Genomic DNA, 22,942 nt, shown 5'->3' with positions numbered 1-22,942 from the left:
ACTCACCTCCACTAAATTATTATGATGTTTTCATTTGTATTACTTTTATAGCTTCAGGTAATATCAACTTACCATCAACTCTTTGTGTTGCTTTAAATCCAACTTGTCCATTAGCCGCATATAATTCATTCAATCTTTGGAATGACCTACCTTGTCTATCTGCTACCCAATAATACTTAAAGTCACCAAAAGCAATAGATTTTGCTCCTGCTCCTAAAGTTGGTATATATGCTGATGTTTTAACTGGCCTATTTAAAATAGTATCTGGTGCTCCTGCTGTAATTGATGGTTGCCAGATATATTGTCCATTTCCATCTTTAAGCTTTCTAATAGCTTTTACTGTAGCATCATTCATTGTGAATATTGCATTTTTTCTATATGGAGATTTTAAAGAATAAAATAAATCCATTATTTCATCTAATGTTATAGCTGTTGCACCTGCAGCTGTAACTCCAACTTCTGCTCCACCAGTATTTGCAAATATTCCTGTAGGCTTTCCTGTCCCGTCTCCGATAAAGAATGCTTCCTCTTCTTTAGCTCCAATTCTTCTAGCAAACTCTTTTGCTATATATTGCTCTAAATTAAAAACACTATCATTAAGAAGTTCTTCTGAAACTTTAATGATAGTGGCTAATTTATATGCTCCTATTGATACTTGCCCGAATGCATCATCTGACTCTGTAATTAAACCTTCTTCATCAACCCATGAAGCAGTTCCTTTAGTTGAAACTACAGGTATCTTCCTATCTCCAGAAGAAGTCTTTATTACATTAGCAAGCTGTCTAAATATATTCTGCTCTTCCAAGCTTTCAATTAATGTTCTTTCAAATTCATCTGGTGCAAGAAACCCTCCCTCACTGTCAGTACCAACTTGAAGTGCATTTTGAATTTCAAAACTGTTTTTATTTCTCATAGTATTCCAGAAAGCATTATTATACTCATCTGTTGCTCTTCCTGTCTTTTCTCCTTGAATACTTGCTTTTGGATTATTTCTTATTGCATTTGACGTAGCCTTTGATAACTCTAAATCTAATGCTGCTTGTCTATCCAATCTATCAATTTCTTTTCCTAAGTTAACAACATCAGCTTCCATCTTCTCATAAGTTTCTGTATCCTCTGCTGATAATAAACCTTTATCATTTCTTCTACTATCTAAAAATGATTTTGCACTATCCCATAGCTTTGCTCTTTTTTCTCTTAATTCTAATATTTTATTCATACACATTCCTCCAAATTTAATATTTTAATAACTCTAATCTTTTTAATAATTGATCATGTGGTGTTCCTATATTTTCTACAGGCTGTGTTTCTTTTACCTTTGGTATCTTTCTCATCAAAGCATTAGTAACTGTTACTTTGTCAAAAATAAATCCATCGGTAATTTCCTCACTATCTTCATATAAAACCGTATCTGCAAATCCTAGCTCCACTGCCTTTTGTGCACTGAACCAAGTTTCTGCATCCATCATTTTAGATATCTTCTTTCTTGGAAGTGATGTCTTTTTCTCATAAGCATTAATAATACTTTCTTTTACTTCTGAAAGCATATCAATTCCACTTTGTAGGTCTGAAGCTTCTCCAAATATAACTGTAGCTGGATTATGAATCATCATCATTGCAACTGGTGACATTAATATTTCACTACCTGCCATAGCAATAACTGAAGCTGCACTGGCTGCAATTCCATCAATTTTCACAGTTACTTTTCCATCATACTCCTTCAACATATTATAAATTTGGCTTGCTGCAAAAACATCTCCACCTGGTGAGTTTAACCATACTACAATATCTCCACCTGAATTAGTTAATTCTGATTTAAACTGCTTTGGTGTAATATCATCATCAAACCAACTATCTTGAGCTATATATCCATCAAAATATAAAGTTCTTCCTTCTTCATTTTTAACCCAATTCCAAAACTTTTTATTCATTACTGCCCTCCAATTTTGTATTATTTTTATTAGCAAATGCTCCCGCTTCTGAAAGCTTTGTCATGTTACCATTTACTAAATATAAATCTCCACCTAAGTCATCTGATATTCTATTCAAATTCTCTAGTTCCCTTATGTCATTAGCTGATAACCAACCATTTTGTCTTCCAACTGCATAACCATTCATACGACTTTGATAATCTCCTCTTAATAATCCATCTACATTAAACTTAACAAAGTATTCTTTCTTTTCACTTTCTGAAAACAATGCTCTTTTAATAGCTTGCTCCCATCTAACTACCCATGGATCTAAGGTGTACATTACAAACTCAAGACTTTGTTGCTCTATATTTGAAAAACTTGATTTATCTAAATCTCCAATCATATGAGGTGGTATTCTAAATATCCTTGCTATCTCATTAAGTTGAAACTTTCTTGTCTGTAAGAACTGTGCTTGTTCTGGTGGAATACCTATGCTTTGAAACTTCATTCCCTCTTCTAATACAGCAACCCTATGTGCATTTTTAGTACCTTGATAAACACTATTCCAGCTTTCCCTTACTCTTGCTGGGTCCTTAACTACACCTGGATGTTCAAGAACTCCTCCTGGATTTGCTCCATTTGCAAAGAAACTAGCGCCATATTCTTCTGTTGCTATTGCCATGCCTATTGCATTTTTAGCCATAGCTATTGGAGAATAGCCTATTAATCCATCAAAACCAAGTCCAGGTATATGCAATACTTCATAATTTCTAAGATAATATTGCTTACCTTCTTTGTTATAAATGTAATAAATCTCTCCACTATCAGCTCTATCCACAGTCATTCTATCTGGCATAAGAGGGTATAAGGCTATAATATTTCCTCTTCCATCTCTAATTATCTGTGCATATGCATTTCCCCATAATAAAAGATGACCCATAAGTGTTTCTCTAAACACAAATGAAGTCATCTCTGGATTTGGCTCATCTGCAAGCAAATGATATATTGAATGTTCTGTAGCTTTTTCTTTACCGCCTTCAGTATGCTTAAAAGTATGAAGTGGTAATGAAGATACTGTTTCTGCAAGTATTCTAACACAAGAATAAACAGCAGTAGTCTGCATGGCAGTTCTTTCATTTACAGTCTTTCCACTAGAAGTTCCTCCAAAGAAAAAGCTATAACTACTTCCTATTAAACTATTCTTTGGGCCTGCTCTAGGTTCCCATAACTTTGATATTATTGGTATTTTCATTTTACTTTCCTCCTAAAAATGCATAAAAAAAGTTCTCTTTTTATAGAGAACTAAATTTATATATTAATTTTTATGTATGTTAGCTAAGATTTTGTTTTAAATTTTCCCTTTGCCATTACTAAAGATACTATTGATACCACAACTGGAATAGCTTTAATTGCAACTTCCCCGCCTGTCTTCATAGCTTTTCCCGTTTTAGCTGCACCTTTCGTTAAACAGTGCTTGCATATAGTTCCATCATTCTCTTTTTTACAAAAAATACATTTACTCATTAGCTCTCCCCCTTAATAAATCTTTTCCTTTAAACTCTATACAAATATATTTCTTTTCTTGTAGTAATTTTAAGTTGCTATAATTATCTATTTCTGATAATATCTTTTCTTCATTATCATACCAAGCCAAGCTGCTTACTTCTCCATTTAAAACGACTTTTGATAATGCTTTCATTTTATAAGCAGAATCCTGTATTAACCTCTTAGCTGGTTTGAAAACCTCTTCTATAGCCTCTCTATTATTAGTTACTTCATATGAGATTGCCAATAAATTAGTTGCTTCAAAGTATGCATTTATTCCTTCTTCTAACTCTGCAAAATTACTTTCAATATCATCATAATAACTATTATTAAATAGAGATTTAAACATTAAAATTAATTTATTCTCTGGTATTTTTATATCTTTTTCCATTTCGTCTCTTATATATAATTCTAGTTTAGCCCTTCCATCATTTAAACCACTAATAGCATTAATTATTAGTTGCTTTTTATCTTCATTGCTATCACTTAACTTCATTGCTTGCTCTAACTTTTCTCTTCCCGATTTAACTAACGCTATTCTATCTAATACTTGCCCTCTTTTTACATCAATAAGAGTTTTCTGTATTTGATTTAACATTTGTGCTAAATCAGCTAACTGTTGCTGTAAAACCATATTAGATATATTAGCCGATAAATCTTTTAATTTTTCCTCTACTCCAATACTAACTTCCTCAAGTCTTATCTGATGAACTATATTTTTATTTTTAGGTAATGTTTTATCTATAATAGTGGACAATAACTCTCCATCTTTACACTTCATTATATCATACTGTCCACTATTCATTTTTTCAAGTATATCTGTTGGAAACTTAGCCATGTAAGCTTTTTCTGGATTTATTATATCTTTTATTTTTCCTGCCCCAGAGACCATCTCAGATATTTCATTTAATAAATTTTCCTTAATATTAATATAACGATTACTAAACTTACTCTTTAAAATTTCTGAACCATTAACTAAATCTATTGAAGTGTAATCATCAATCACTAATAAATCATCCATAAAAATTCTCCTCTTATATTTCCTAAAATTAGTATATCATTTAACTTACTCTCTTGAAATATATTATGCAATTTTTATAGAATCAATATTCCCCTATCATCATATACACTTCCACAACTTCCTTGATTCCTTATAGCTCTATCTAAAGCCATTATTAATGCAACAGCTCCATCAATCTTTTCTGTACTTTTCTCTTTGTCTGGTTTAATGTTTCCTGCCGGGTCTGTCTTAACATAAATATTATCCATCATCCATCTTAGTACAGGATTTCCTCCATGAGCTATTTTCTTTTCAAGCGTTATCTTCATTAACTCCTTTGATGGTGGTGACATATCTTTATAACCTTGACCAAATGCAACTACTGTAAAGCCCATGCCGTCAAGATTTTGTACCATTTGTACTGCTCCCCATCTATCAAAGGCAATTTCTTTTATATTATATTTAGTTCCTAACTCTTCAATAAAAGTTTCAATGAATCCATAATGAACAACATTTCCTTCTGTAGTTTTTATAAATCCTTGCTTTTCCCAAACATCATAAGGTACATGGTCTCTTCTTACTCTAAGTTTTAAATTATCTTCTGGTATCCAAAAGTAAGGTAATACTATATAACTTTCTTCTGAATTCTTTGGTGGAAAAACTAAAACAAAAGCAGTAATATCTGTTGTACTTGAAAGGTCAAGGCCGCCATAACATTCTCTGCCTCTTAAAGAATCTATATCAATATTAAAATCACATTCATCCCATCTGTCCATTTGCATCCAACGTGTAGATTGCTTCACCCATTGATTTAATCTAAGCTGTCTAAATATATTCTCTTCAGCTGGATTTTCCTTTGCACTATTATAAGCATTTCTAACTTTCTCAATATCGATTGTATGTCCAAGTGATGGATTTGCCTTATACCAATTCTTTTCTTCTCCCCAGTCATCATTATCTTCAATACCATAAATAACAGGATAAAAAGTTTTATCTATTTTTCTCCCTTCAATAATATCCACAGCTTTTTGATGCTGTTCAAAACATATTGAATTTCTATCAGTTCCAGCTGTAGTTATTAAAAAGAATAATGGTTGAAGTCTAGCATCCCCTGAACCTTTTGTCATAACATCAAATAACTCTCTATTAGGCTGTGCATGAAGTTCATCAAAAATTACTGAATGAGCATTGAGGCCATGCTTTGTATAAGCTTCAGCAGATAAAACTTGATAGAAACTATTAGTAGGTTTATATACTAATCTCTTCATAGACATTATAGGTTTAATTCTTTTCTTTAACGCTGGGCACTGCTCCACCATTTCTACAGCAACATCAAAAACTATTGAAGCTTGTTGTCTATCTGATGCACATCCATAAACTTCTGCTCCCCATTCACTATCACCACAAGTCATAAGTAATGCTATTGCAGCTGCAAGTTCTGACTTACCATTTTTCTTTGGAATTTCTACATATGCAGTGTTGTATTGCCTATATCCATTTTCTTTAACTGTTCCAAATATATCTTTGATTATTTTATCCTGCCATGGTAGTAAATCAAAAGGGATACCTCTCCATTGGCCCTTGGTGTGCTTTAAACAATTAATAAAGTTAACTGCTCTTTGTGCTTTTGCTTCATCAAACATTATTTAAGCTCACCCCTTAACATCAATTCCATAGGATCTACTACATCATTATTACCTTTATCTGCAACAATTCTACTCCTTGAAGATGGAGTAAGACCAAACTGTTCACAAAATTTAATCATAATTTTAAGGTACGTTTGAGCAATGGATACCTGTGGCACCTGTTGCCAATAACCACTAGGTGTTTTTACAATAGTTCCATGTTTTGAAATAAACTCTTCTGCTTCCTTCCATCTAGAATAAGCTTCACAATATCCAGCAAAAGCAGCCATATCAACTTCTGTTAATATCCCAAGGTCCTCTAATTGCTTAGATATTCTTCTCCATTCTTTTTTAGCTTCTTTATCTAGCCATGCTGGACATTTAGGTGCTTTCTTTTCAGGTTTAGGTTCTAATTCATTTAGCTGTCTTTTACCTGGATTACCCTCCAGTACTTTAACTGCTGTTGGCTTTGGTTTTCTTCCTCTTTGTGCCATAGGTTTCACCCCCAATCTTTTAAAATTTTATATAATAAAAGAGCCTATATTTCTATAGACCCTAATCTAAACTTTCTTACTTTTTAAGTTCCTCTAAACATTCCTCATATGCAATTTGCAATGGCTTTAAATCTAAAGCATTATCTGAATACCCTGTCACTATCACATTGAAATAATATTCAGTAGGTGCTGCAACCATATCTGTATATTCTTTAGCCATTATATAAACCATAGTTTTTACTGGCTTATCATCTACTATTACCTTAACTTCTTTTTTTACATATAGACTTGGAAAACCTTCATATACATCAAGTGCGCTTTCACAGTCATCAGTTATTTCCCATAGTACTATTGGCACCTCTTTATCTTTGCAAGGTTCAATATTAGCAACACCTTTATACCTGCCTCTAAAGGTTAATTTATAATCTTGAAGTATTCCACTTCCTATAACCTTAGCTTTGGGACATCTATGTGCCATTTGCTCTAGATTCATATTAGAACCATAAGCACCATATATTTTTCTTTTCATTCTCAACTTCTCCTTTTTTAATTTTTCAAAGGGGATTGCTCCCCCTTGCTTTATTTTAATCTCATGCTGCATTTGGATTTCTCCATGCTGAGTTTCCATCAAGTGCTTTCATAAGGTGCATTCTGCAATTCTTGAACTCTTCACCGATAAGCCCTAGTCTTAAAAGCCAACATCTGAAGGTGTACTTTTCATTATCTGTATGCGTTCTTCTTGCGCTTGCACTCTTTTGTGTTAATGCTTGGTGGCTTATTGCTAGGCATAAAACAATGTAGCTTCTTATTTTTCCTGCATGTAATGTTCCGTTGAAAAGTCTAAATTCAATAGTTCCTTTTGTAAAAGTACTATGTAAGTTTAATCCATGATATCTGCTTGTGTGGTAATGCCTGTCTCTGCTTTCAAATCCATATCCGCTGTACCAAAGGTCTGCAAGTTGTTCTAATGTCTTCGGCTTTTTCTTATTTATGGCTTGTATCAAATCTTCATTTACTTTTTTGCACCATCTTACTCTTGCTGGATCTATTTCTAAGCTTTTGTAAATCAAATCCTCTTTTGCAGCCATTAGGTTTACCAAGTTCTTCAAAGTATTTGGTGTATGGTCTTTTGCTCCTATGTGTATGTGTATTCCACATTGTAGCTCGCTATCACTAACTGCTCCTGCTTTTCTTAACCTTCTTATTAATTCTTGTAAGGTTTCAATGTCCTCATATCTCAAAATCGGTGTTACTAGCTCCACACTGTAATCCTTGTTGTTTACCGCCTTAAGTTTTCCTTTTGTATTTTTCATTGTCTTTATGCTTGCATCATTCATTATCTTCCAAACCCTTTGGTCTGGTGCTATTATGTTGTAAGTATCATATCCATCATATTCCCTTGTGATTCTTCCTCCTAAAAAGTTTACCGCAACCGCTGCTGCTTCTGCCTTTGTTATTCCTGTCATTTCAATCTCTACACCTATTGTTTGGTTTTTCATTTTTGCTTACCTCCTAAATGGTATTCAATACCCTTTTGCTAGTGTACATATTACCTCTGACAGGTGTACTTATCCAGTTATATTTAAAGAAAAAACACAGGTTTTTAACGACATTATTTATACATTAATGACAACAGAAAAGACACTATTTAAAGTGCCTCTTCTACAGTTTTAACTACATCTTTATACTTAATCTTTTCACCATTTCTTAATAGATACACACCTTCATCATTACCAACTTGCTCAATATATCTACTAACAATAACATCAGCATACTTTTCATCAAGCTCAATAGTGTAGCAAATTCTATCTGTTTGCTCACAAGCAATAAGCGTTGAACCACTTCCTCCGAATGGGTCAAGTACAATAGAGTTTATTAAACTTGAATTAGTAATTGGATAAGCTACTAATGCTATTGGCTTCATTGTTGGATGATATTTAGATTTTGTGGGCCTATCAAAATTCCAAGTAGTTCTTTGCTTTCTATCTGCATAGAATTTATGTCCTGCTGTAGGCTTCCACCCTACAAGTACTGGCTCATGATTATATTGATAATCACATCTCCCTAATACCGGTGAATTCTTTACCCATATACAAGTTTGGTGACAAAAGAAACCTGCATCTTTAAAGGCAGTTCTAAAGTTAACAGTTTCCTTATCAGCATGAAACACATAGATTGAACCTCCATCTGTAAGACTTTCATACATTCCTTTATAGGCAGCTAACAAAAATTCATAAAACTTTTTATCATCCATATCATCATTTTGAATCTTCCCTGCTGTACCCTCATAAGCAACATTGTAAGGAGGATCTGTTACCGTTAGATTAGCTTTCTTCCCATCCATTAACCTTTCATAAGTTTCAAGCTTTGTACTATCTCCACAAATTAATCTATGTCTTCCTAGTAACCAAATATCTCCGCTTTGTGTTACTGGATTTTCTGGTGGAACCTCATCAAAGTTATCTTCCTTTACACCTTTAGGATGTAACTCATTAAATAATGCATCAATCTCTGGTGGTTCAAATCCTGTAAAAGATGTATCATAATCTAAGTCTTGTAAATCCTTAATTAAATCAGCAAGTAATTCTTTATTCCACTCACCTGTAATTTTATTAAGAGCTATATTTAAAGCCTTTTCTTTAGTCTTATCGACTTCAATAACTACACAATCTATTTCCTCATAACCTAATGTTTTTAAAACTGATACTCTTTGATGCCCTCCAATTACAGTTAAATCTTTATTTACTATAACAGGGTCCACATATCCAAACTCATTAATGCTATTTTTTATTTTTTCAAATTCAGCATCACCAGGTTTTAATTTTTTTCTTGGATTATAATCAGCTGGTACTAATGAATCTATTTTTAACTTTTTAAACTCCATCCTCTTCCCTCCAAAATCTATCTTTTATATAACAATCATGGCTGCAGTATTTTCTTTTCTTATTTCCATAGGCAGTAAACTTTTTATTACAATAAGGACAAGTGTATTTATAAATTGCTTCCTCACTTTTATTTCTTTTATCTAAGTTTTCATTCCACCATTTATATCTACATTCATCAGCACAAAACTTTCTGGCCCTACCTTGCAGTTTTTGTTTAATAGGTTTTTCACAATAAATACAAAGTTCATTTTTCTTTATTTTTTCTTCTAAATTTAGAGCAACTACAGCTGAAACACCTATAAGACCATTTCTTCTACAGAACCCTCTTACAGAATCTCTTGATAATCCTGTAATACTAGCAATAGCCTTATATCCCATACCTTTTAATCTTAATTCTTTTATTCTTTCCTTTTCCTCAGTGGTCATGTTAATTGCTCCTTTCATTAAACTTTTTTGCAATAAAAAAAGTAACTGCTATCCCTTACAGTTACTTAATTACAACTTTATATTTTGCGATTTTTTAGTACCCCCCTTGTGTAATTATGCGAAATTTCACGTGAGAGGGGGCGGCGGTCGTTGGCTTGTCCTTCTTTTAAGATTAGATATCCCCCTACCCAACCTTAACCCCAACCATTAAATCAATTTCTTTATCTCTATTATAATAATATCAGAAATTCATACTCTACTTCTATCAACTTTACTCTACTCTTTTAATATTCATACTCTTTGTATCTATCTTCAGTCATAGTTTTCTTATCATGACACTTCTTACAAAGAGCTTGCCAGTTACTTTCATCCCAGAACAACTTCTTATCTCCTCTATGAGGTTTAATATGATCAACTACAGTAGCTTTAACTAATCTACCTTCCTCTTTACATCTAACACATAAAGGATTAACTTTTAAGAATATATTCCTAGCAGTTCTCCACTTACTATCATAACCACGTTCAGTAGCAGTAGCTCTTTCTTTTACCCTAAAATCTTTATGTTCATCACAATAATTATCTTCTGTTAACTTAGCACACCCCAAATATTTACACGGTTTCAATGGTTTCTTGGGCATTAAAATCACCTCATTAAAGAAAAAAGCCACTACAACTTTTGCTGTAATGACTCTTAATTTATTTTCTCTATTATAATAATATCAGAAGTTTGTACTCTACTTCTATCAACTTTACTCTACTTTTTAAGTTATTAATAAATTTTAACCTTGGATTGCTCCAAGGTCTGGCCTGCATTGTTACGCTTCTTTGATAGGCTTTGCAGGATCTATTAGTATATAGTATGTTCTTAATTTAATTTTAAATACACTTATTTTAAAATTTCTCTCCACGTTTCTGGAAATCCATAATGCTTTAAATTAACAAATGAGTATTTACTAATTAATGTTTCTAACCTATTAATAAAGTTCTCTTTAACATTAATATCATCTATTAATTTATTCATGATATAAATATACGCAAATACTTGTTTTGTATTTTTATTTAAATCTAAAGAATTATTTTTAAATAAATTCTTATCTTTTTTTGACAGCTTAGGTGCAAATGTTATGTACCTGTTATATAATCTTCCTCTATGAGCACATATATTACGAAGTATAACAAAACCTTGCAACCAGTTTTCTATATAATTATATGGTATAGATGCATAATGATCTTTACAAATTTCTTCTTTAATTTCAGCATGTAAATTTTTAAATCCTCTTGATAAACAACCAAAGGACATTAACTCTACTACTACCCAACATGGAAACTCTCCATCATATTTTTCATTATGATGTTTAACGAATATTTCATTCTTTTCATTTTCTTCTATAAGTTGAGTTATGTTTTTCATGAATTTTTCATATCTCCACTCATCATCAAAGCTTTCTTTATCTAAATATCCTAACGGCCCATATTCTTTTGAATGATAATATCCAAAATGAGTTCTAAACTCCACCTCAATATATTCTAGTAAATATAATAATGCAACTCTTAACTCTGCATCAAAATTATATATTTCCATTACTTGTTCTAACTTTACATTATTATAAAAAACATTATCTCTCCTTAATGTTAATGTATACCCACTTAATCTGTAATAATTAACATGAGATAAAACTCTAGAAGCATAGTCATTATCTTTAATTACCATACCTCGCTCTTTCAAAATTTCTATTTGTTCTTCTATACTTTTAAAAGGTTTTCCCATAAATTTCTCCTAAAACAAAAGGCCCACCATGTTACGCATGTGATATAAAAAAATATCACATAGGCTTGGTGGGATCGATTGATTAAATTATATCACAAGAATTTTATCTTCTCAATAATTAATTTACTTTTTTATTAAAATTTTATCATTTTGAACAATTATATTTTCTAAAGCTCTATCATGCACCTTATATGCATTTTGAATACTATATCCCATATCAACAGCTATTTGCTCCCAAGTTTTAAAACAAAGGTATCTCAACTCCAACAATGTTTGCTGTTCTGGATTATTAATCTTTTTTATTATAGACATTATTTCTTTCTTCAAATCTACAAGTACATCTATATCAGCATTAATTTCATTCTCTAATTCCATCATCTTTACTATTATTCCTTCCATAGAATGAACATTACGACTTCCACTTGGAGGTGTATCACTTAATGTAGATGTTGCTTTAGTTGCTAATTCTCTTAAAGACACTATTTGTTCAAGCTTACTATTTATTCTTTGATCTATTCTATAAGCTTGAGCTAAGTACTCTTTAGTTGTCATATCCTTCTACCTCCTTTTTGCCAAGGCATTGAACCATTATAATATTTATCTGATATATAAAGTTGTAATTGTCCATCTAAACTACTTAATCTTTTAAATACACTTCTTTGAGCTTCTTCTTGTTGTTTACTTGTTTGTTTAAAAGGACATTCATCACCTAAACAAATATCAACTACTAATCTTTTGCATTTATTCTTTCTAACTTTATTTACACATATATCTCTTAATTCCATACCTTCTATACCTCCTTAATTTAGCATACTTTTTTATTTAAATTAATACTTACAGAAAGTATTTCATTAAGTTTTGTACTGTCTTCTTCTTTAAGCTGACCTATAACATTTAATATTTGCCCCTTACATATTGTTAAAACCTGCTCTGCTAATATTGTGCTATCATATTTTAAGCAACTATAATCTTTTTTATATAATTCATGATGTGTAGGAAGTTCCTTTTTATGTTTTCCTGTTATAGGAACTACTATTGTTGTGGTAGAAAACTTATTACCTACATCATTTTGAATAACCACTGCTGGCCTTCTTCCACTTTGAACACATCCTTGGTTTTGGCCAAAGTCCACCATTATAATACTATCTCTATAAATCTCCATCTTTTATACCCCCGATTCTTGCTTTAACAGCATTAATTAAATTTTCTTGTCCACATTGTTTTCTTTGAAGAGCTTTCATTACTTCTTCATCTATAGTTCCTTTAGAAACAATGTGATGAATAACTACTGTATCTTTCTGTCCCTGTCTCCATAGTCTTGCATTAGCTTGTTGGTAAAGCTCTAAACTCCAAGTTAGTCCAAACCATATAATTGTTGAACCTCCAGCTTGAAGATTTAACCCATGTCCTGTTGCTGCTGGATGTGCTATCGCTATTTGAATTTTACCTTCATTCCATTTTGATATATCTTTACTAGTTGAAATTTCTGTAACCTTAAATTTTTTAGATATTCTTTCTTTATCATGTTTATAAGCATAAAATACTAATACTGGTTTTCCATTAGCTGCCTCAATTAAATCTTCTAAACCTTCTAACTTTTTATTATGAATTATCTTTGTTTCCTTCAGCTCATCATAAACTGCTCCATTTGCCATTTGAAGTAATTTATTAGATAGTGCTGCTGCATTAACTGCATCTATGTCTCCATCAGCTAACGGTAAAATCATATCTTTTTCTAATCTTTTATAAAGTTTCTTTTCCTCTTCTGACATTTTCACATGAACTACATTATCTATTCTTTCTGGCATATCTAAATAATCACAAGCCTTCATACTGACACAAATATCAGCTATTCTTTTATAAATTTCTTCTTCAGCACCTTCTCTAGGTTTATAACTAAATATTACTTGAGCATTTCTTTTATCAGGAATAAAAAAGTCATTTCTATAATTACTAATAAATCTTCCTAACCTTTGCCCCATATCAATTAAGTTTATTTGACTCCATAAATCCATTAAAGTATTTGGTGCTGGAGTTCCTGTAAGCCCAACTATTCTTTTTACCTTTGGTCTAATTTTTCTAAGAGCTTTAAACCTTTTTGAAGAAGAGGATTTAAAACTTGAAAGTTCATCAATGACTATCATGTCAAAATCAAAGTCATAATTATTACAAAGCCATTCTACATTTTCACGATTTATTATGTAGATATCAGCTTTATCAAATAGAGCCATTCTTCTTTCTTTTTCTGAACCTAAAACTTTTGAAATTTTAAGACCTTTAAGATGATCCCATTTTTCACACTCTTTACTCCAAGTATCTTGAGCTACTCTTAATGGAGCTATAACTAATACTTTACTTATTTCAAAATAATCAAATAACAAACTCCATAAACTTGTTAAAGTTATTACTGTTTTTCCAAGTCCCATATCTAAAAGTAAGGCACATGCTGAATTATTTATAATAAAATCCTGTGCATACTTTTGATATTCATGAGGTACATATTTCATCAAGTACACCTCCAATCTTTTCTTTACTATCTATGCAATAAACTAAAAATCCTAATGATTCTAATTGTCTTTTTCTCAATATTTGAAAAGGTCTCATTTCTTTTCCTGGTGCTTTAAGTTCTACAAAAGCAAGTTTTCCATCTTTCATTAAAACTAGCCTATCTGGCACACCTGCCATTCCTGGTGATACAAACTTAAATGCTATCCCTCCACGTTTCTTAACTTCCTTAGTTAAAGCTTTTTCAACTTCCCTTTCTCTCATAAATACCCCTTTCATATTAGGTGGAACAATTAAGGGAACAATGGTCTAAAAAACCCTTACGCGTGTATATATACGTAACATGTACTATTATTACTTATATATATATTATTTATCTCATAGGAGATTTTCTTGTTCCACTGTTCCTATACCCTTGCTTAACCCTTTAAAATACTAACTTCTTTACTGAAACACTACCTTAGTACAAGCTAACGCATATACCCACTGTTCCTTTTAATTTTGGAACACAATATTTCTTATTTTCCATTTTCAACTCTCATAAAAGCTCTTTGCTTATTATAAATAGGAAATCTTGTAGTGCCACTTTTAGTCCCGTTGTATGGTTTCCAATTTTCTAATCTAGACATTATTGATGTTATTTCATAAGAATCTGCTTTCTTTAAACTTGCAGAATCTTTACCAAAACATTCACACCAAATTTCCATACTACAAACAAGTTCTCTCTTTTTAGTACCTACTAAAGCTGCACCAAAGTCATTAGCACTTAAGAAATTTCTTCTTTCATAAAGACTCATAGTATCCCAATTATCTGGTAATAACTTTTCAAGATATTCTCTAACTAATCCTTCTCTATCATCACTTTCCATAGCATCTGCCTGCTGTGCTATAGCAATTTGAGCTTCATCTCCTTTTAAGAATAAATCCTCGCCTTGCTTATATATAAATAATACTTCTGCCCATACTTGATCTACCTCTGTTAAATCCCATGCTTTCTTTGAACTGTCTCCACTTACTCTAACGGGCCAGAACCTTCTATTTCCTGTGATATCTCTTAAGAATCCTGTTTCACTATTTGTTGTCCCTACAATAACACACTGCCTTGGATGACTTTCCACATTAACTCCATAGCTTGCCCTATATTTATCATCTGTTCTTGAAACAAAAGATTTAACTGTTTCAACATCAGTTTTCTTTATACCTGCAAGCTCTCCAAGCTCTAAAAGCCAATAACCCTGTAGCTTTTCTGCTGCTGCCTTATCACGCATATCACCTAAAGTTAAACTATCAGAAAACCACCCTTTACCTAACCTTGAAAAGAAAGTACTTTTCCCTATACCTTGTGGTCCATTTAAAATTAATACACTATCAAACTTAGTACCTGGCTCATAAATTCTAGCTACAGCTGCCACTAAAGTTTTTCTAATAACAGCTTTAGAGTATTCATTATCATCTGCTCCTAAATACTCTATTAAAAGCATATCTACTCTTTTAATCCCATCCCACTCTTCTAAATTATTTAGATATTCTTTTACAGGATGATATGCTCTTTCAGCTGCAACTGATATTAATGCTTCCTTTAATTTAGCAGGTGACCATATACCATAACTTCTATCAAAATATACTTTTAAAGCTGCCATATCAGAATCATTCCAACCTACTTTAATTTGCTTCCAAGGTAACTCTTCTTTCACATCAATCCCATCTCTATGCTGGTTGTAAGCTATACCCTTTAACATCTCATCATTTTTCATAATAAGTACTAGGTTCTGTAGCTCTGGTTTTATATTTCCATTCTTGTCTACAGTAAGTTTTTGTTGCCATTGCCCATCTTCTACTACATCAAACTCTGACTTTGCCTTTTCCATTTTTTCATTTATTAATTGCTTTTTAACCTCTTCATCCTTCATCCAAAACTCCTGCATAGCCTTAAAGGATGGAAGTTTAGTTGGTGTAGTTCCTTCTTCACACTCGCCATCTAAATCGCTAAACTTATGAATTCTAACTAAGTCAAAAGCATTGCATAACTTATTACAAGCTTTATCACTGGCATGATGTGAAAAAGAAAATTTATTATCATAAACAACTACACCTGCTGATGAATCTGCTGGAATATAATCATACCTACCTTCTATTAAACTTGGCTTATAAGTATCACTTAAAAATTTATCAATAGCTGCTTCAATAGTATATGTCCTACAAAAAGCACCTATCATCCCTTCCTTTTCCAAAGGATCTGCTTGCTTTGAGATATTATTCTTTATGACCTTATGTTGCCTTGAAGATACTGGCCATTCACTACTATCTCTCCAATCTTTATATCTTGATAGCACCTTGTCTGGGTCTAACAACTCTCCATCTTGGTCTTCAAAAACAAACTCTCCATCATAAGAAGTTGATGGCCAATACATAAGTCGTGTTGCTTCATAGGTAGTATCATCAAATTGATCTATTCCAATATCTGAAGCTATTAACCTAGAAACTGCTGTATACTCATCTGAACTTACATTTCTAGCTAAAGGTATGATTAATCTAAGTCGTGGTTTTTCTGAAGTGTGTTTATGAGTAGAATATATACAACATCTAAATCCATAAAACATAGTTATTTCGTCCCATAAGCTAGAACTTGCATAATCTAAATCTAAAGTAAGCATGGACCTGTATTCTACAAATCCACTTTTACGTTTTCCATCTCTTAACTCTCCTGCTACAAATCCACCTATATCTTTGACTTCATCCTGTTTATTTTTAGGCAGCTTCCTAAACTCATCCATAGTTTCAGTAGTTACCTTTGTACTACTTGCCATAACTAAAAAATTGTCCCAGGTAATATCTATGTTCTTCCACACTGTATCTTTTCTTGAATTAGCTACTGCAATTTTCATATCTACTATCACCTCTCTCTAATCTTAATTTAATTTTCTCCAATCCCTTTTTTGCTCCAACTAAATCTCCTGACAAGGCTTGACCTCTTAATGTCTTTATTATCTGTCTAGGTAAGTAACCTCTGTACTTACCTAGTTCTTTTATAAATACCTGCACCTCTCATCAATCCTTTCTATAATATTCACATTCAAATCCATCAGCTCTAAGTGGTAACCCCTTTGCCCATTCTGGAGCTATAGCCATAACATCACAAACTTCCTTTAGTGAACCTTCACCTATTGGTGTTTCTACTATAATTTCATCATGCACATGCATAACTATTTCATACCCTTTTTTATCTACATTAATCATAGCTTCTGCTAATAAATCTCTTGCAATTGCTTGAACTATATTCTCTACTAACTTAGGACCATAAGTTTCTATAAGCTCCCACTTCTTAGTTGCACCTATGCCTTCATAGGTAATTCCTTCTCTACCAAACTTGTTAGTTTCTAGTCTTGGTTTTATATAAGATAAATTTCTTCCTGAAGGTAAAGTAATAAACATTATTCCTCTTTCATAGAAGATTTCAATTTTACCTACTACTTCACAGCCTTTTTCCTTTACAACTTTAATTGCAGCTTTGTCTATATCCCACCATAACTTTGTAATATTAGGATTGGCCTGTCTCCATGCAGCAACTAATCCTTGAAGCTCATCTTCTTTAACTCCCATATCTAAGGCTCCCATAGCTGTAAGTGCTCCAACAGAACCACCATAACCAAGTGCCAGCTCTGAAATCTTCCCCTTCTGCCTTAAAGGTGAAGTCTTTGTTATCTCCTCAATAGGTACTCCAAACATCTGACTAGCACTGGCTTCATATATCTTTCCATGAGAATTAAACACATCAAGCCTCCACTTTTCACCTGCAAGCCAAGCTATAACTCTAGCTTCAATAGCACTAAAATCTGCCACTATAAACCTATTGTTTTCCTTTGGTATAAAAGCTGTTCTGATAAGCTCTGATAAAACCTGTGGTACATTATCAAATAATATTTCTAAAGTCTCAAACTCTCCATCTTTAACTAAATCACGTACTAAAGTTAAATCCTTCAAATGATTTTGAGGTAAGTTCTGAACCTGAACTAATCTACCAGCCCAACGCCCTGTTCTATTAGCACCATAAAATTGAAGTAATCCTCGTACTCTTTTATCTGGACATAATGCTCGTTCTATAGCCTCATACTTTTTAACAGAAGTCTTTGAAAGTTGAGCTCTTAAATTAAGTAATCTTTGCACATCTTCCTCTGAATCTTTAGCTAAATCTGCTACTGACTTTTTAGATAAAGATTCTACTTCTACTCCATTTTCTAAAAGCCACTGCTTAAGCTGCAATACTGAATTAGGATTTTCAAGTCCTGTTAACTTTTTAGCTTCTGCATAAGTATCTTCTTTATGGAGATTGTCACACTCTATAGCTTTTTTAACTAACTGTGTATCTATAAGAACACCTCTATCATTGATTTCTTGATCCAACACATAAATCTCTTGCTCACTATTTATGATTGGATACCTATCAAGCTTTTTACGTATTGCTTTTTCAACTTCTACATCTTGTGCACAGTACCGTTTATACGTACACCAGCGTTCAATTGAATGATGTGGATAATTTCTAGTTCTTTCTCCATTAGACTTTGTAGGTTTACAAGGCATTGAAAAATACCTAATTAAATCTTTACCTTCCTTCATTTTTTGCTTTTGCAATCCTAAAACTTGTGCAACTCCATCTAAAGATAAAGGTAATCCTAAACTTGCAGCTTGCACTGCTGTGCATCTCCATGACTTCGCTGATAATCTTTTATTAAGAAATTTTGATAAACATACTCTTTCAAAATTTGCATTAAATGCTGTTTTAATAATATTTTCATCTTCCAGCGCTACAATAATTTCATTAGGTAAAGTTTCTCCTGATGCTAAATCTATAACCTTTACTTCATCGTTATTAAAAGAGTAAGCAAATAATAATATTTCAAATTTAGGTGAAGTGGTGTATGCATAAACACCACTTCTGATTAAATCTATATCACTATAAGTTTCTATATCTATAGCTAATGTTTTCTGCATACACTATACCTCTTTAGCTTAAGAAGTCTTCGTCTTCAAAAGTTGAAAACTCATTTTCTGCTTTAGTACGTCCACTTAATGACTCTCCATCAGCTAACTTTTGTAGATTACCAAGTCCACAAGCAATTCCTTTATTACCATTTGAATTGAATGCATAAAAAGTTATACTTGCTCTTCCATAGCACCCACTATAAACTTCACTCTGGTCTAATATAGGCTTAACATTTTTATCTACTATTTGAGGCTTGTCCTTACTGTTTGCGTTAATAAAATAGCTGTTCTTATAAGCTTCGTCATCAGGTCTATCGATATCTCCATCCCTTAATGGAGTTTTTAAGTTAGACGGCACTCTTCCACCAAACTTAGCTTTACCTTCTTGCTTTGCAGCTTCTATAGCAGCTTTAACTTCATTAACTGTCTTTGTATCTGCCTTTGGTATTATTAATGAAACTGAATACTTTTCATCTCCACCATTGATTGATTTTGGCTCCCACACATTTGCATATGAGAATCTTGCCTTACCCGTTATAACCTTTGTATTGTTTTCCATTTATATTTCCTCCTTAAAATCAGCAGCTGCTGTGTTATTTATTTTTATTTCTTTTCTTTTATCTGAACTAGGAACTAATGTTGGCTTACCTTCTGGTCTTTCTATTAATGTTCCTAGAATTTCATTAAACTTCTTTTTGCCTATTAACTTTTCCATAGCTGTTATTCCTAAAAGTGATTTAGAATAAATATCTGTTATTCCGTTATCTTCACAAACTTTTATAACAGTCTTTTCATCCTTATATTTACGATTAGCTCTACCCTGAACTAACTTAAATCCTGGCCATTGTTTTCCTTCATTAATTGCTAGATGTAAAGCAAAATTATGAATATCATTAGCCCATGTTGATAATCTATCAGATATAAATAACACATCTGCTATTTCTTCATCAGTTAATAAATCCGGCTTCTTAAATTCATACTTAGCTGCATCTAAAAATTCTTCTGCTCTTGCTCTACAGTTATGTCTAACTCTACAGAATCTACAATGTTCCCCTGAAAGAAACTCACCTTCACCTTTAAAAGCTAAATCAGCCCTTGGTTTCAATTCATTCTCTGCCCAACTTAATAAATCTTCTGTTAACATCTCATAGGTAGATATACTTTCAAGTCTAGGTTGTACAATAGTCATTCTTACTTTTTTGATGTCATAAAGACTATCAAATAAGTTTAGAGCACCTATAGCATAAAGCTTCATTTGTGGATTATCTTCTGCTGAAACTGCAACACCTCTTCCATACTTAAGGTCCATTATATCCAAATTTTCATCTGCAACTATTAAAAGGTCTCCTGTACCAAATCCCTCTGTCACATAGCATGAGTAATCTAGCCTTTGCTCTATTAATATCACTGGATCTTTACAGCTTATCCTAACTTCATCAATAAGTTCAGTTGCAAAGTTCACATAAACATCTGTATATTGCTCTAACTCTTCACTATCAAATTCACTAACTGGTCTTTCAGTTTTAATACCAATATAATCTCTTAATTTGTATTCTGATAACTCATGAGCTGCTGTACCTTCTGCTGCAAATACACTACTTGTATTTTCTTCATGCTCTTCAAGCCTTGCAGATGGTGGACAATGCAACCACTTATGTGAAGCTGAAGCAGATAATAATGCATGCTTGGCCATTATAAAACCTCCGCTAATTCAAGAATCTCTTTATAATTCCATGGATGAATATCAGTTAGCTTATTAACTCCATATTTTTTAATAAGCTCCTTAACTTCTGCCTGCTTTCCATTCTTAGATTTTGTAGCTAATACTTTTCTAACTTCTTCAAGTGTTATAGTTTTTTCAGCTGCTTCTTCTTTATTTTCATTAACTTCTTTTTCTTTAATAGCTTCCTCTACCTTAGGCTCAATTTCTTTTACTTCAACATTCTCTTCTATAACAGAAGAAAGACTTGCTCCTAAATTCACCTTAGGTAATGCTTCTGCTAAAGCTAATATTGCAGCCATAATATGTGGCGATTCCACTGTTATTTTCACGTTAATATCCATAGTATTCACTCCTCTTAAATTTTTATAGTTTTTTTGCTTCTTGAATAAAATCAAAATAATCTTTCTCATCCAGTTCAATCAGCTTTCCAGCATTATACTTATTCAACAGATTTTTTATCTTATGTGCTTTTCCTTCTCTGCTTTTTTCATCTAAAATATTACTTATCATATTGATAGTTATTGTTTTAGAATTTAACTCATCCACTCTTTCTCCTCCTTTCCTTAATTGGTACTTAGAGCAAAATCTTGTAATATACTATTCATAATCAGTATGTCTTGGCCTGAAAGTTCACCTTTTAACTTTTCAAGTAGGCTCTTTTGTTGTTGATTAAGATATCTCTTATCTAAATCAAAGTCACCAACAATTCTAATTCCGCCACCATGTCTCCCACGAATAGTTTCTATTGGGTATGAGAGTGATAGATGTTCAATATCAGTTCTTATAGTACGTTCAGATACTCCACACTCATTAGCTAAATTTTTAATTTTTTCACTTCTTCTTTTACAAAGAACTTTTAAAATTGCCATTCTTCTTTCAGTTGGAGTTATCCAATCTGCTAACATTTCCATCACTCTCACCCCCTTTCTCTTGCTCTGTAAGTTAATATTAAAAGTTAAACCGGCAGACTAACTTACACTTTAAAAACTTTTTTAAAATAAAAAATGACCTAGAGTAAGCTATTATTTTTTAGCTTTACTCCGGCCATTTGATAACTCTTATTTGGTTTCGTTGCTCGGTAGTTATTTATTATATTTTATTTCTACTATATTTCTACAATGTGGACATTTCATTTCTATAACCACATTTCCTAGTGCTCTTAATATATCCAACGCTCTTTTATTACAGCATGGACACTTCATTTTTTCTCTCATAGATAACCTCTCCTTTTAAATTAACATGTTAGCATTTTTGCTTACACTTTATTGTTTTTTATAGCACCCTTTTTAAGGATGCCATTTATTTAAATTGCGTTATTAAATTTTACTGTAGGTGTACATTGATTATTATCATAACTATTCATTATTTTTAAGTTATTTAACCTTACCTCTGCAGCTTGTTTTGACACATTAAAAGTTTTTGATATTTTTTGAATTAGTAATTCATTATATCTTTTTTCATTTCCCCAACTCATAAATTTCAAATTTTCAATATAATCTTCATCATTGCAAATTTTAAATACCATGGATTTAGGCATTAATAATGCTGAAGCGAAATAATTTGCTTGCCACTCCATGGTATCGTTATCATTCCATTTATTAATTGGCTTAAATTTAGGCTCAACACTTACAGTCCTACATTGAATATTAGACATATCAAGAAAATCAAATAATGATATTTGAGCCATATCCCTATAATATTTTTTCTTATGAAATATCCAATGTCCTGCCTCATGTATAGCTGTAAATCTATATCTTTGTTCTTGACCTTCTTCTAATAAAGTATTATCAATGATAACGGTACCAGATTTCGCACTTATGTATTCAGCTCTTTCTGTATATATATCATATACTTGAACTTTACTTGTATCATTAAATACTAACATTCCTAGATAACAGCCACAATGAGATAGATATTGAAAATCCTGTTGCAATCCTAGATATTGTGCTAAAAACCTATCTTCATCTATAGGTTGCGGCGTTACTAAAGTTTCCGGACTAAAATCCATTATAAATTTTTCTGCTATATTGTCTATTTCTTCTTTACTTAATACTGGTACATTATTTGATTTCATTCTA

General features: G+C 32.1%; 28 protein-coding genes. All 28 read right to left on the bottom strand.

The window, feature by feature from the left end:
• Window positions 1-19: 19 nt before the first annotated feature.
• The 28 genes from LPC13_RS02575 to LPC13_RS02445 all read right to left on the bottom strand — a co-directional run bounded on the left by LPC13_RS02575 (window position 20) and on the right by LPC13_RS02445 (window position 22,938).
• A complete protein-coding gene (locus tag LPC13_RS02575) occupies window positions 20-1,219 on the bottom strand; it encodes a phage major capsid protein (protein WP_005211547.1) in 1,200 nt (399 codons plus the stop codon).
• A gap of 16 nt (window positions 1,220-1,235) precedes the next feature.
• Window positions 1,236-1,931 (bottom strand): head maturation protease, ClpP-related, encoded by a 696-nt coding sequence (locus LPC13_RS02570; protein WP_005211548.1) that lies wholly within the window; start codon window positions 1,929-1,931, stop codon window positions 1,236-1,238.
• Window positions 1,924-3,165, bottom strand: coding sequence for a phage portal protein (locus LPC13_RS02565; protein WP_005211549.1), 1,242 nt, complete (start codon window positions 3,163-3,165; stop codon window positions 1,924-1,926). Before LPC13_RS02565 ends, LPC13_RS02570 begins: the two co-directional genes overlap by 8 nt.
• Before the next feature lie 83 nt (window positions 3,166-3,248).
• Complete coding sequence (locus tag LPC13_RS02560; protein WP_234088534.1) at window positions 3,249-3,437, bottom strand: hypothetical protein; 189 nt, start codon at window positions 3,435-3,437, stop codon at window positions 3,249-3,251.
• On the bottom strand, window positions 3,430-4,479 hold the full coding sequence (locus LPC13_RS02555) for a hypothetical protein (RefSeq protein WP_005211551.1): 1,050 nt from the start codon (window positions 4,477-4,479) through the stop codon (window positions 3,430-3,432). The genes LPC13_RS02560 and LPC13_RS02555 overlap by 8 nt, the downstream gene beginning before the upstream one ends.
• A 74-nt stretch (window positions 4,480-4,553) precedes the next feature.
• Window positions 4,554-6,101 (bottom strand): terminase large subunit, encoded by a 1,548-nt coding sequence (locus LPC13_RS02550; protein ID WP_005211552.1) that lies wholly within the window; start codon window positions 6,099-6,101, stop codon window positions 4,554-4,556.
• Window positions 6,101-6,577: a phage terminase small subunit P27 family gene (locus LPC13_RS02545; protein WP_040418837.1), complete on the bottom strand. Its 477-nt coding sequence runs from the start codon at window positions 6,575-6,577 to the stop codon at window positions 6,101-6,103. Before LPC13_RS02545 ends, LPC13_RS02550 begins: the two co-directional genes overlap by 1 nt.
• Before the next feature lie 76 nt (window positions 6,578-6,653).
• Window positions 6,654-7,106 (bottom strand): gamma-glutamylcyclotransferase family protein, encoded by a 453-nt coding sequence (locus tag LPC13_RS02540; protein ID WP_040418884.1) that lies wholly within the window; start codon window positions 7,104-7,106, stop codon window positions 6,654-6,656.
• A gap of 61 nt (window positions 7,107-7,167) precedes the next feature.
• Entirely contained in the window at window positions 7,168-8,076 is a 909-nt protein-coding gene (locus LPC13_RS02535) for an amidoligase family protein (protein ID WP_005211555.1), read from the bottom strand.
• A gap of 149 nt (window positions 8,077-8,225) precedes the next feature.
• Window positions 8,226-9,461, bottom strand: a complete 1,236-nt coding sequence (locus LPC13_RS02530; RefSeq protein WP_005211556.1) for a site-specific DNA-methyltransferase — start codon at window positions 9,459-9,461, stop codon at window positions 8,226-8,228.
• Window positions 9,451-9,906, bottom strand: a complete 456-nt coding sequence (locus LPC13_RS02525) for a hypothetical protein (RefSeq protein ID WP_005211557.1) — start codon at window positions 9,904-9,906, stop codon at window positions 9,451-9,453. The genes LPC13_RS02530 and LPC13_RS02525 overlap by 11 nt, the downstream gene beginning before the upstream one ends.
• A 266-nt stretch (window positions 9,907-10,172) precedes the next feature.
• The gene (locus LPC13_RS02520; RefSeq protein WP_040418842.1) at window positions 10,173-10,526 is read right to left on the bottom strand and encodes an HNH endonuclease; all 354 of its coding nucleotides are present in this window, start codon (window positions 10,524-10,526) and stop codon (window positions 10,173-10,175) included.
• 248 nt (window positions 10,527-10,774) lie between these two features.
• The gene (locus LPC13_RS02515) at window positions 10,775-11,656 is read right to left on the bottom strand and encodes an Abi family protein (protein ID WP_005211559.1); all 882 of its coding nucleotides are present in this window, start codon (window positions 11,654-11,656) and stop codon (window positions 10,775-10,777) included.
• Between the two features lie 123 nt (window positions 11,657-11,779).
• A complete protein-coding gene (locus LPC13_RS02510; RefSeq protein ID WP_005211560.1) occupies window positions 11,780-12,208 on the bottom strand; it encodes a DUF1492 domain-containing protein in 429 nt (142 codons plus the stop codon).
• Window positions 12,205-12,441, bottom strand: a complete 237-nt coding sequence (locus tag LPC13_RS02505) for a hypothetical protein (RefSeq protein ID WP_005211561.1) — start codon at window positions 12,439-12,441, stop codon at window positions 12,205-12,207. The genes LPC13_RS02510 and LPC13_RS02505 overlap by 4 nt, the downstream gene beginning before the upstream one ends.
• Before the next feature lie 20 nt (window positions 12,442-12,461).
• Complete coding sequence (locus tag LPC13_RS02500; RefSeq protein ID WP_005211562.1) at window positions 12,462-12,818, bottom strand: type II toxin-antitoxin system PemK/MazF family toxin; 357 nt, start codon at window positions 12,816-12,818, stop codon at window positions 12,462-12,464.
• Window positions 12,805-14,163 (bottom strand): DEAD/DEAH box helicase, encoded by a 1,359-nt coding sequence (locus tag LPC13_RS02495; RefSeq protein WP_234088533.1) that lies wholly within the window; start codon window positions 14,161-14,163, stop codon window positions 12,805-12,807. The genes LPC13_RS02500 and LPC13_RS02495 overlap by 14 nt, the downstream gene beginning before the upstream one ends.
• Window positions 14,144-14,425: a VRR-NUC domain-containing protein gene (locus tag LPC13_RS02490; RefSeq protein ID WP_040418844.1), complete on the bottom strand. Its 282-nt coding sequence runs from the start codon at window positions 14,423-14,425 to the stop codon at window positions 14,144-14,146. Before LPC13_RS02490 ends, LPC13_RS02495 begins: the two co-directional genes overlap by 20 nt.
• 254 nt (window positions 14,426-14,679) lie before the next feature.
• On the bottom strand, window positions 14,680-17,046 hold the full coding sequence (locus LPC13_RS02485; RefSeq protein WP_005211567.1) for a virulence-associated E family protein: 2,367 nt from the start codon (window positions 17,044-17,046) through the stop codon (window positions 14,680-14,682).
• A complete protein-coding gene (locus LPC13_RS02480; RefSeq protein WP_005211569.1) occupies window positions 17,027-17,203 on the bottom strand; it encodes a hypothetical protein in 177 nt (58 codons plus the stop codon). Before LPC13_RS02480 ends, LPC13_RS02485 begins: the two co-directional genes overlap by 20 nt.
• A 6-nt stretch (window positions 17,204-17,209) precedes the next feature.
• Window positions 17,210-19,150: a DNA polymerase gene (locus LPC13_RS02475; protein ID WP_005211571.1), complete on the bottom strand. Its 1,941-nt coding sequence runs from the start codon at window positions 19,148-19,150 to the stop codon at window positions 17,210-17,212.
• Window positions 19,151-19,163: 13 nt separating this feature from the next.
• Entirely contained in the window at window positions 19,164-19,700 is a 537-nt protein-coding gene (locus LPC13_RS02470) for a DUF2815 family protein (RefSeq protein WP_005211574.1), read from the bottom strand.
• Complete coding sequence (locus LPC13_RS02465; protein WP_234088532.1) at window positions 19,701-20,834, bottom strand: DUF2800 domain-containing protein; 1,134 nt, start codon at window positions 20,832-20,834, stop codon at window positions 19,701-19,703.
• A complete protein-coding gene (locus tag LPC13_RS02460) occupies window positions 20,834-21,205 on the bottom strand; it encodes a hypothetical protein (RefSeq protein ID WP_040418846.1) in 372 nt (123 codons plus the stop codon). The genes LPC13_RS02465 and LPC13_RS02460 overlap by 1 nt, the downstream gene beginning before the upstream one ends.
• A 22-nt stretch (window positions 21,206-21,227) precedes the next feature.
• Window positions 21,228-21,410 (bottom strand): hypothetical protein, encoded by a 183-nt coding sequence (locus LPC13_RS02455; protein ID WP_005211577.1) that lies wholly within the window; start codon window positions 21,408-21,410, stop codon window positions 21,228-21,230.
• Window positions 21,411-21,427: 17 nt separating this feature from the next.
• Complete coding sequence (locus LPC13_RS02450) at window positions 21,428-21,775, bottom strand: HTH domain-containing protein (protein ID WP_005211579.1); 348 nt, start codon at window positions 21,773-21,775, stop codon at window positions 21,428-21,430.
• Between the two features lie 171 nt (window positions 21,776-21,946).
• Complete coding sequence (locus LPC13_RS16925; RefSeq protein ID WP_005211581.1) at window positions 21,947-22,078, bottom strand: hypothetical protein; 132 nt, start codon at window positions 22,076-22,078, stop codon at window positions 21,947-21,949.
• An 89-nt stretch (window positions 22,079-22,167) separates the two neighbouring features.
• Window positions 22,168-22,938 carry an ImmA/IrrE family metallo-endopeptidase gene (locus LPC13_RS02445; RefSeq protein WP_005211582.1) on the bottom strand — a complete coding sequence of 257 codons (771 nt, stop codon included), beginning with the start codon at window positions 22,936-22,938 and terminating at the stop codon, window positions 22,168-22,170.
• Window positions 22,939-22,942: the final 4 nt, after the last annotated feature.

The sequence above is a fragment of the Clostridium celatum genome, assembly GCF_021412605.1.
GTDB lineage: Bacteria > Bacillota > Clostridia > Clostridiales > Clostridiaceae > Clostridium > Clostridium celatum.
This window is presented reverse-complemented; position numbering and strand designations above follow the sequence as displayed.

Excerpts from the sequence above, each read along its gene's own strand:
- LPC13_RS16925 (WP_005211581.1), bottom strand. The coding sequence starts at position 22,078 with ATGAGAGAAAAAATGAAGTGTCCATGCTGTAATAAAAGAGCGTTGGAT.
- LPC13_RS02495 (WP_234088533.1), bottom strand. The coding sequence starts at position 14,163 with ATGAAATATGTACCTCATGAATATCAAAAGTATGCACAGGATTTTATT.
- LPC13_RS02515 (WP_005211559.1), bottom strand. The coding sequence starts at position 11,656 with ATGGGAAAACCTTTTAAAAGTATAGAAGAACAAATAGAAATTTTGAAA.
- LPC13_RS02465 (WP_234088532.1), bottom strand. The coding sequence starts at position 20,834 with ATGGCCAAGCATGCATTATTATCTGCTTCAGCTTCACATAAGTGGTTG.
- LPC13_RS02485 (WP_005211567.1), bottom strand. The coding sequence starts at position 17,046 with ATGAAAATTGCAGTAGCTAATTCAAGAAAAGATACAGTGTGGAAGAAC.
- LPC13_RS02540 (WP_040418884.1), bottom strand. The coding sequence starts at position 7,106 with ATGAAAAGAAAAATATATGGTGCTTATGGTTCTAATATGAATCTAGAG.
- LPC13_RS02445 (WP_005211582.1), bottom strand. The coding sequence starts at position 22,938 with ATGAAATCAAATAATGTACCAGTATTAAGTAAAGAAGAAATAGACAAT.
- LPC13_RS02500 (WP_005211562.1), bottom strand. The coding sequence starts at position 12,818 with ATGGAGATTTATAGAGATAGTATTATAATGGTGGACTTTGGCCAAAAC.
- LPC13_RS02545 (WP_040418837.1), bottom strand. The coding sequence starts at position 6,577 with ATGGCACAAAGAGGAAGAAAACCAAAGCCAACAGCAGTTAAAGTACTG.
- LPC13_RS02530 (WP_005211556.1), bottom strand. The coding sequence starts at position 9,461 with ATGGAGTTTAAAAAGTTAAAAATAGATTCATTAGTACCAGCTGATTAT.
- LPC13_RS02565 (WP_005211549.1), bottom strand. The coding sequence starts at position 3,165 with ATGAAAATACCAATAATATCAAAGTTATGGGAACCTAGAGCAGGCCCA.
- LPC13_RS02560 (WP_234088534.1), bottom strand. The coding sequence starts at position 3,437 with ATGAGTAAATGTATTTTTTGTAAAAAAGAGAATGATGGAACTATATGC.
- LPC13_RS02525 (WP_005211557.1), bottom strand. The coding sequence starts at position 9,906 with ATGAAAGGAGCAATTAACATGACCACTGAGGAAAAGGAAAGAATAAAA.
- LPC13_RS02535 (WP_005211555.1), bottom strand. The coding sequence starts at position 8,076 with ATGAAAAACCAAACAATAGGTGTAGAGATTGAAATGACAGGAATAACA.
- LPC13_RS02555 (WP_005211551.1), bottom strand. The coding sequence starts at position 4,479 with ATGGATGATTTATTAGTGATTGATGATTACACTTCAATAGATTTAGTT.
- LPC13_RS02505 (WP_005211561.1), bottom strand. The coding sequence starts at position 12,441 with ATGGAATTAAGAGATATATGTGTAAATAAAGTTAGAAAGAATAAATGC.
- LPC13_RS02575 (WP_005211547.1), bottom strand. The coding sequence starts at position 1,219 with ATGAATAAAATATTAGAATTAAGAGAAAAAAGAGCAAAGCTATGGGAT.
- LPC13_RS02520 (WP_040418842.1), bottom strand. The coding sequence starts at position 10,526 with ATGCCCAAGAAACCATTGAAACCGTGTAAATATTTGGGGTGTGCTAAG.
- LPC13_RS02570 (WP_005211548.1), bottom strand. The coding sequence starts at position 1,931 with ATGAATAAAAAGTTTTGGAATTGGGTTAAAAATGAAGAAGGAAGAACT.
- LPC13_RS02475 (WP_005211571.1), bottom strand. The coding sequence starts at position 19,150 with ATGCAGAAAACATTAGCTATAGATATAGAAACTTATAGTGATATAGAT.
- LPC13_RS02550 (WP_005211552.1), bottom strand. The coding sequence starts at position 6,101 with ATGTTTGATGAAGCAAAAGCACAAAGAGCAGTTAACTTTATTAATTGT.
- LPC13_RS02510 (WP_005211560.1), bottom strand. The coding sequence starts at position 12,208 with ATGACAACTAAAGAGTACTTAGCTCAAGCTTATAGAATAGATCAAAGA.
- LPC13_RS02490 (WP_040418844.1), bottom strand. The coding sequence starts at position 14,425 with ATGAGAGAAAGGGAAGTTGAAAAAGCTTTAACTAAGGAAGTTAAGAAA.
- LPC13_RS02450 (WP_005211579.1), bottom strand. The coding sequence starts at position 21,775 with ATGGAAATGTTAGCAGATTGGATAACTCCAACTGAAAGAAGAATGGCA.
- LPC13_RS02470 (WP_005211574.1), bottom strand. The coding sequence starts at position 19,700 with ATGGAAAACAATACAAAGGTTATAACGGGTAAGGCAAGATTCTCATAT.
- LPC13_RS02460 (WP_040418846.1), bottom strand. The coding sequence starts at position 21,205 with ATGGATATTAACGTGAAAATAACAGTGGAATCGCCACATATTATGGCT.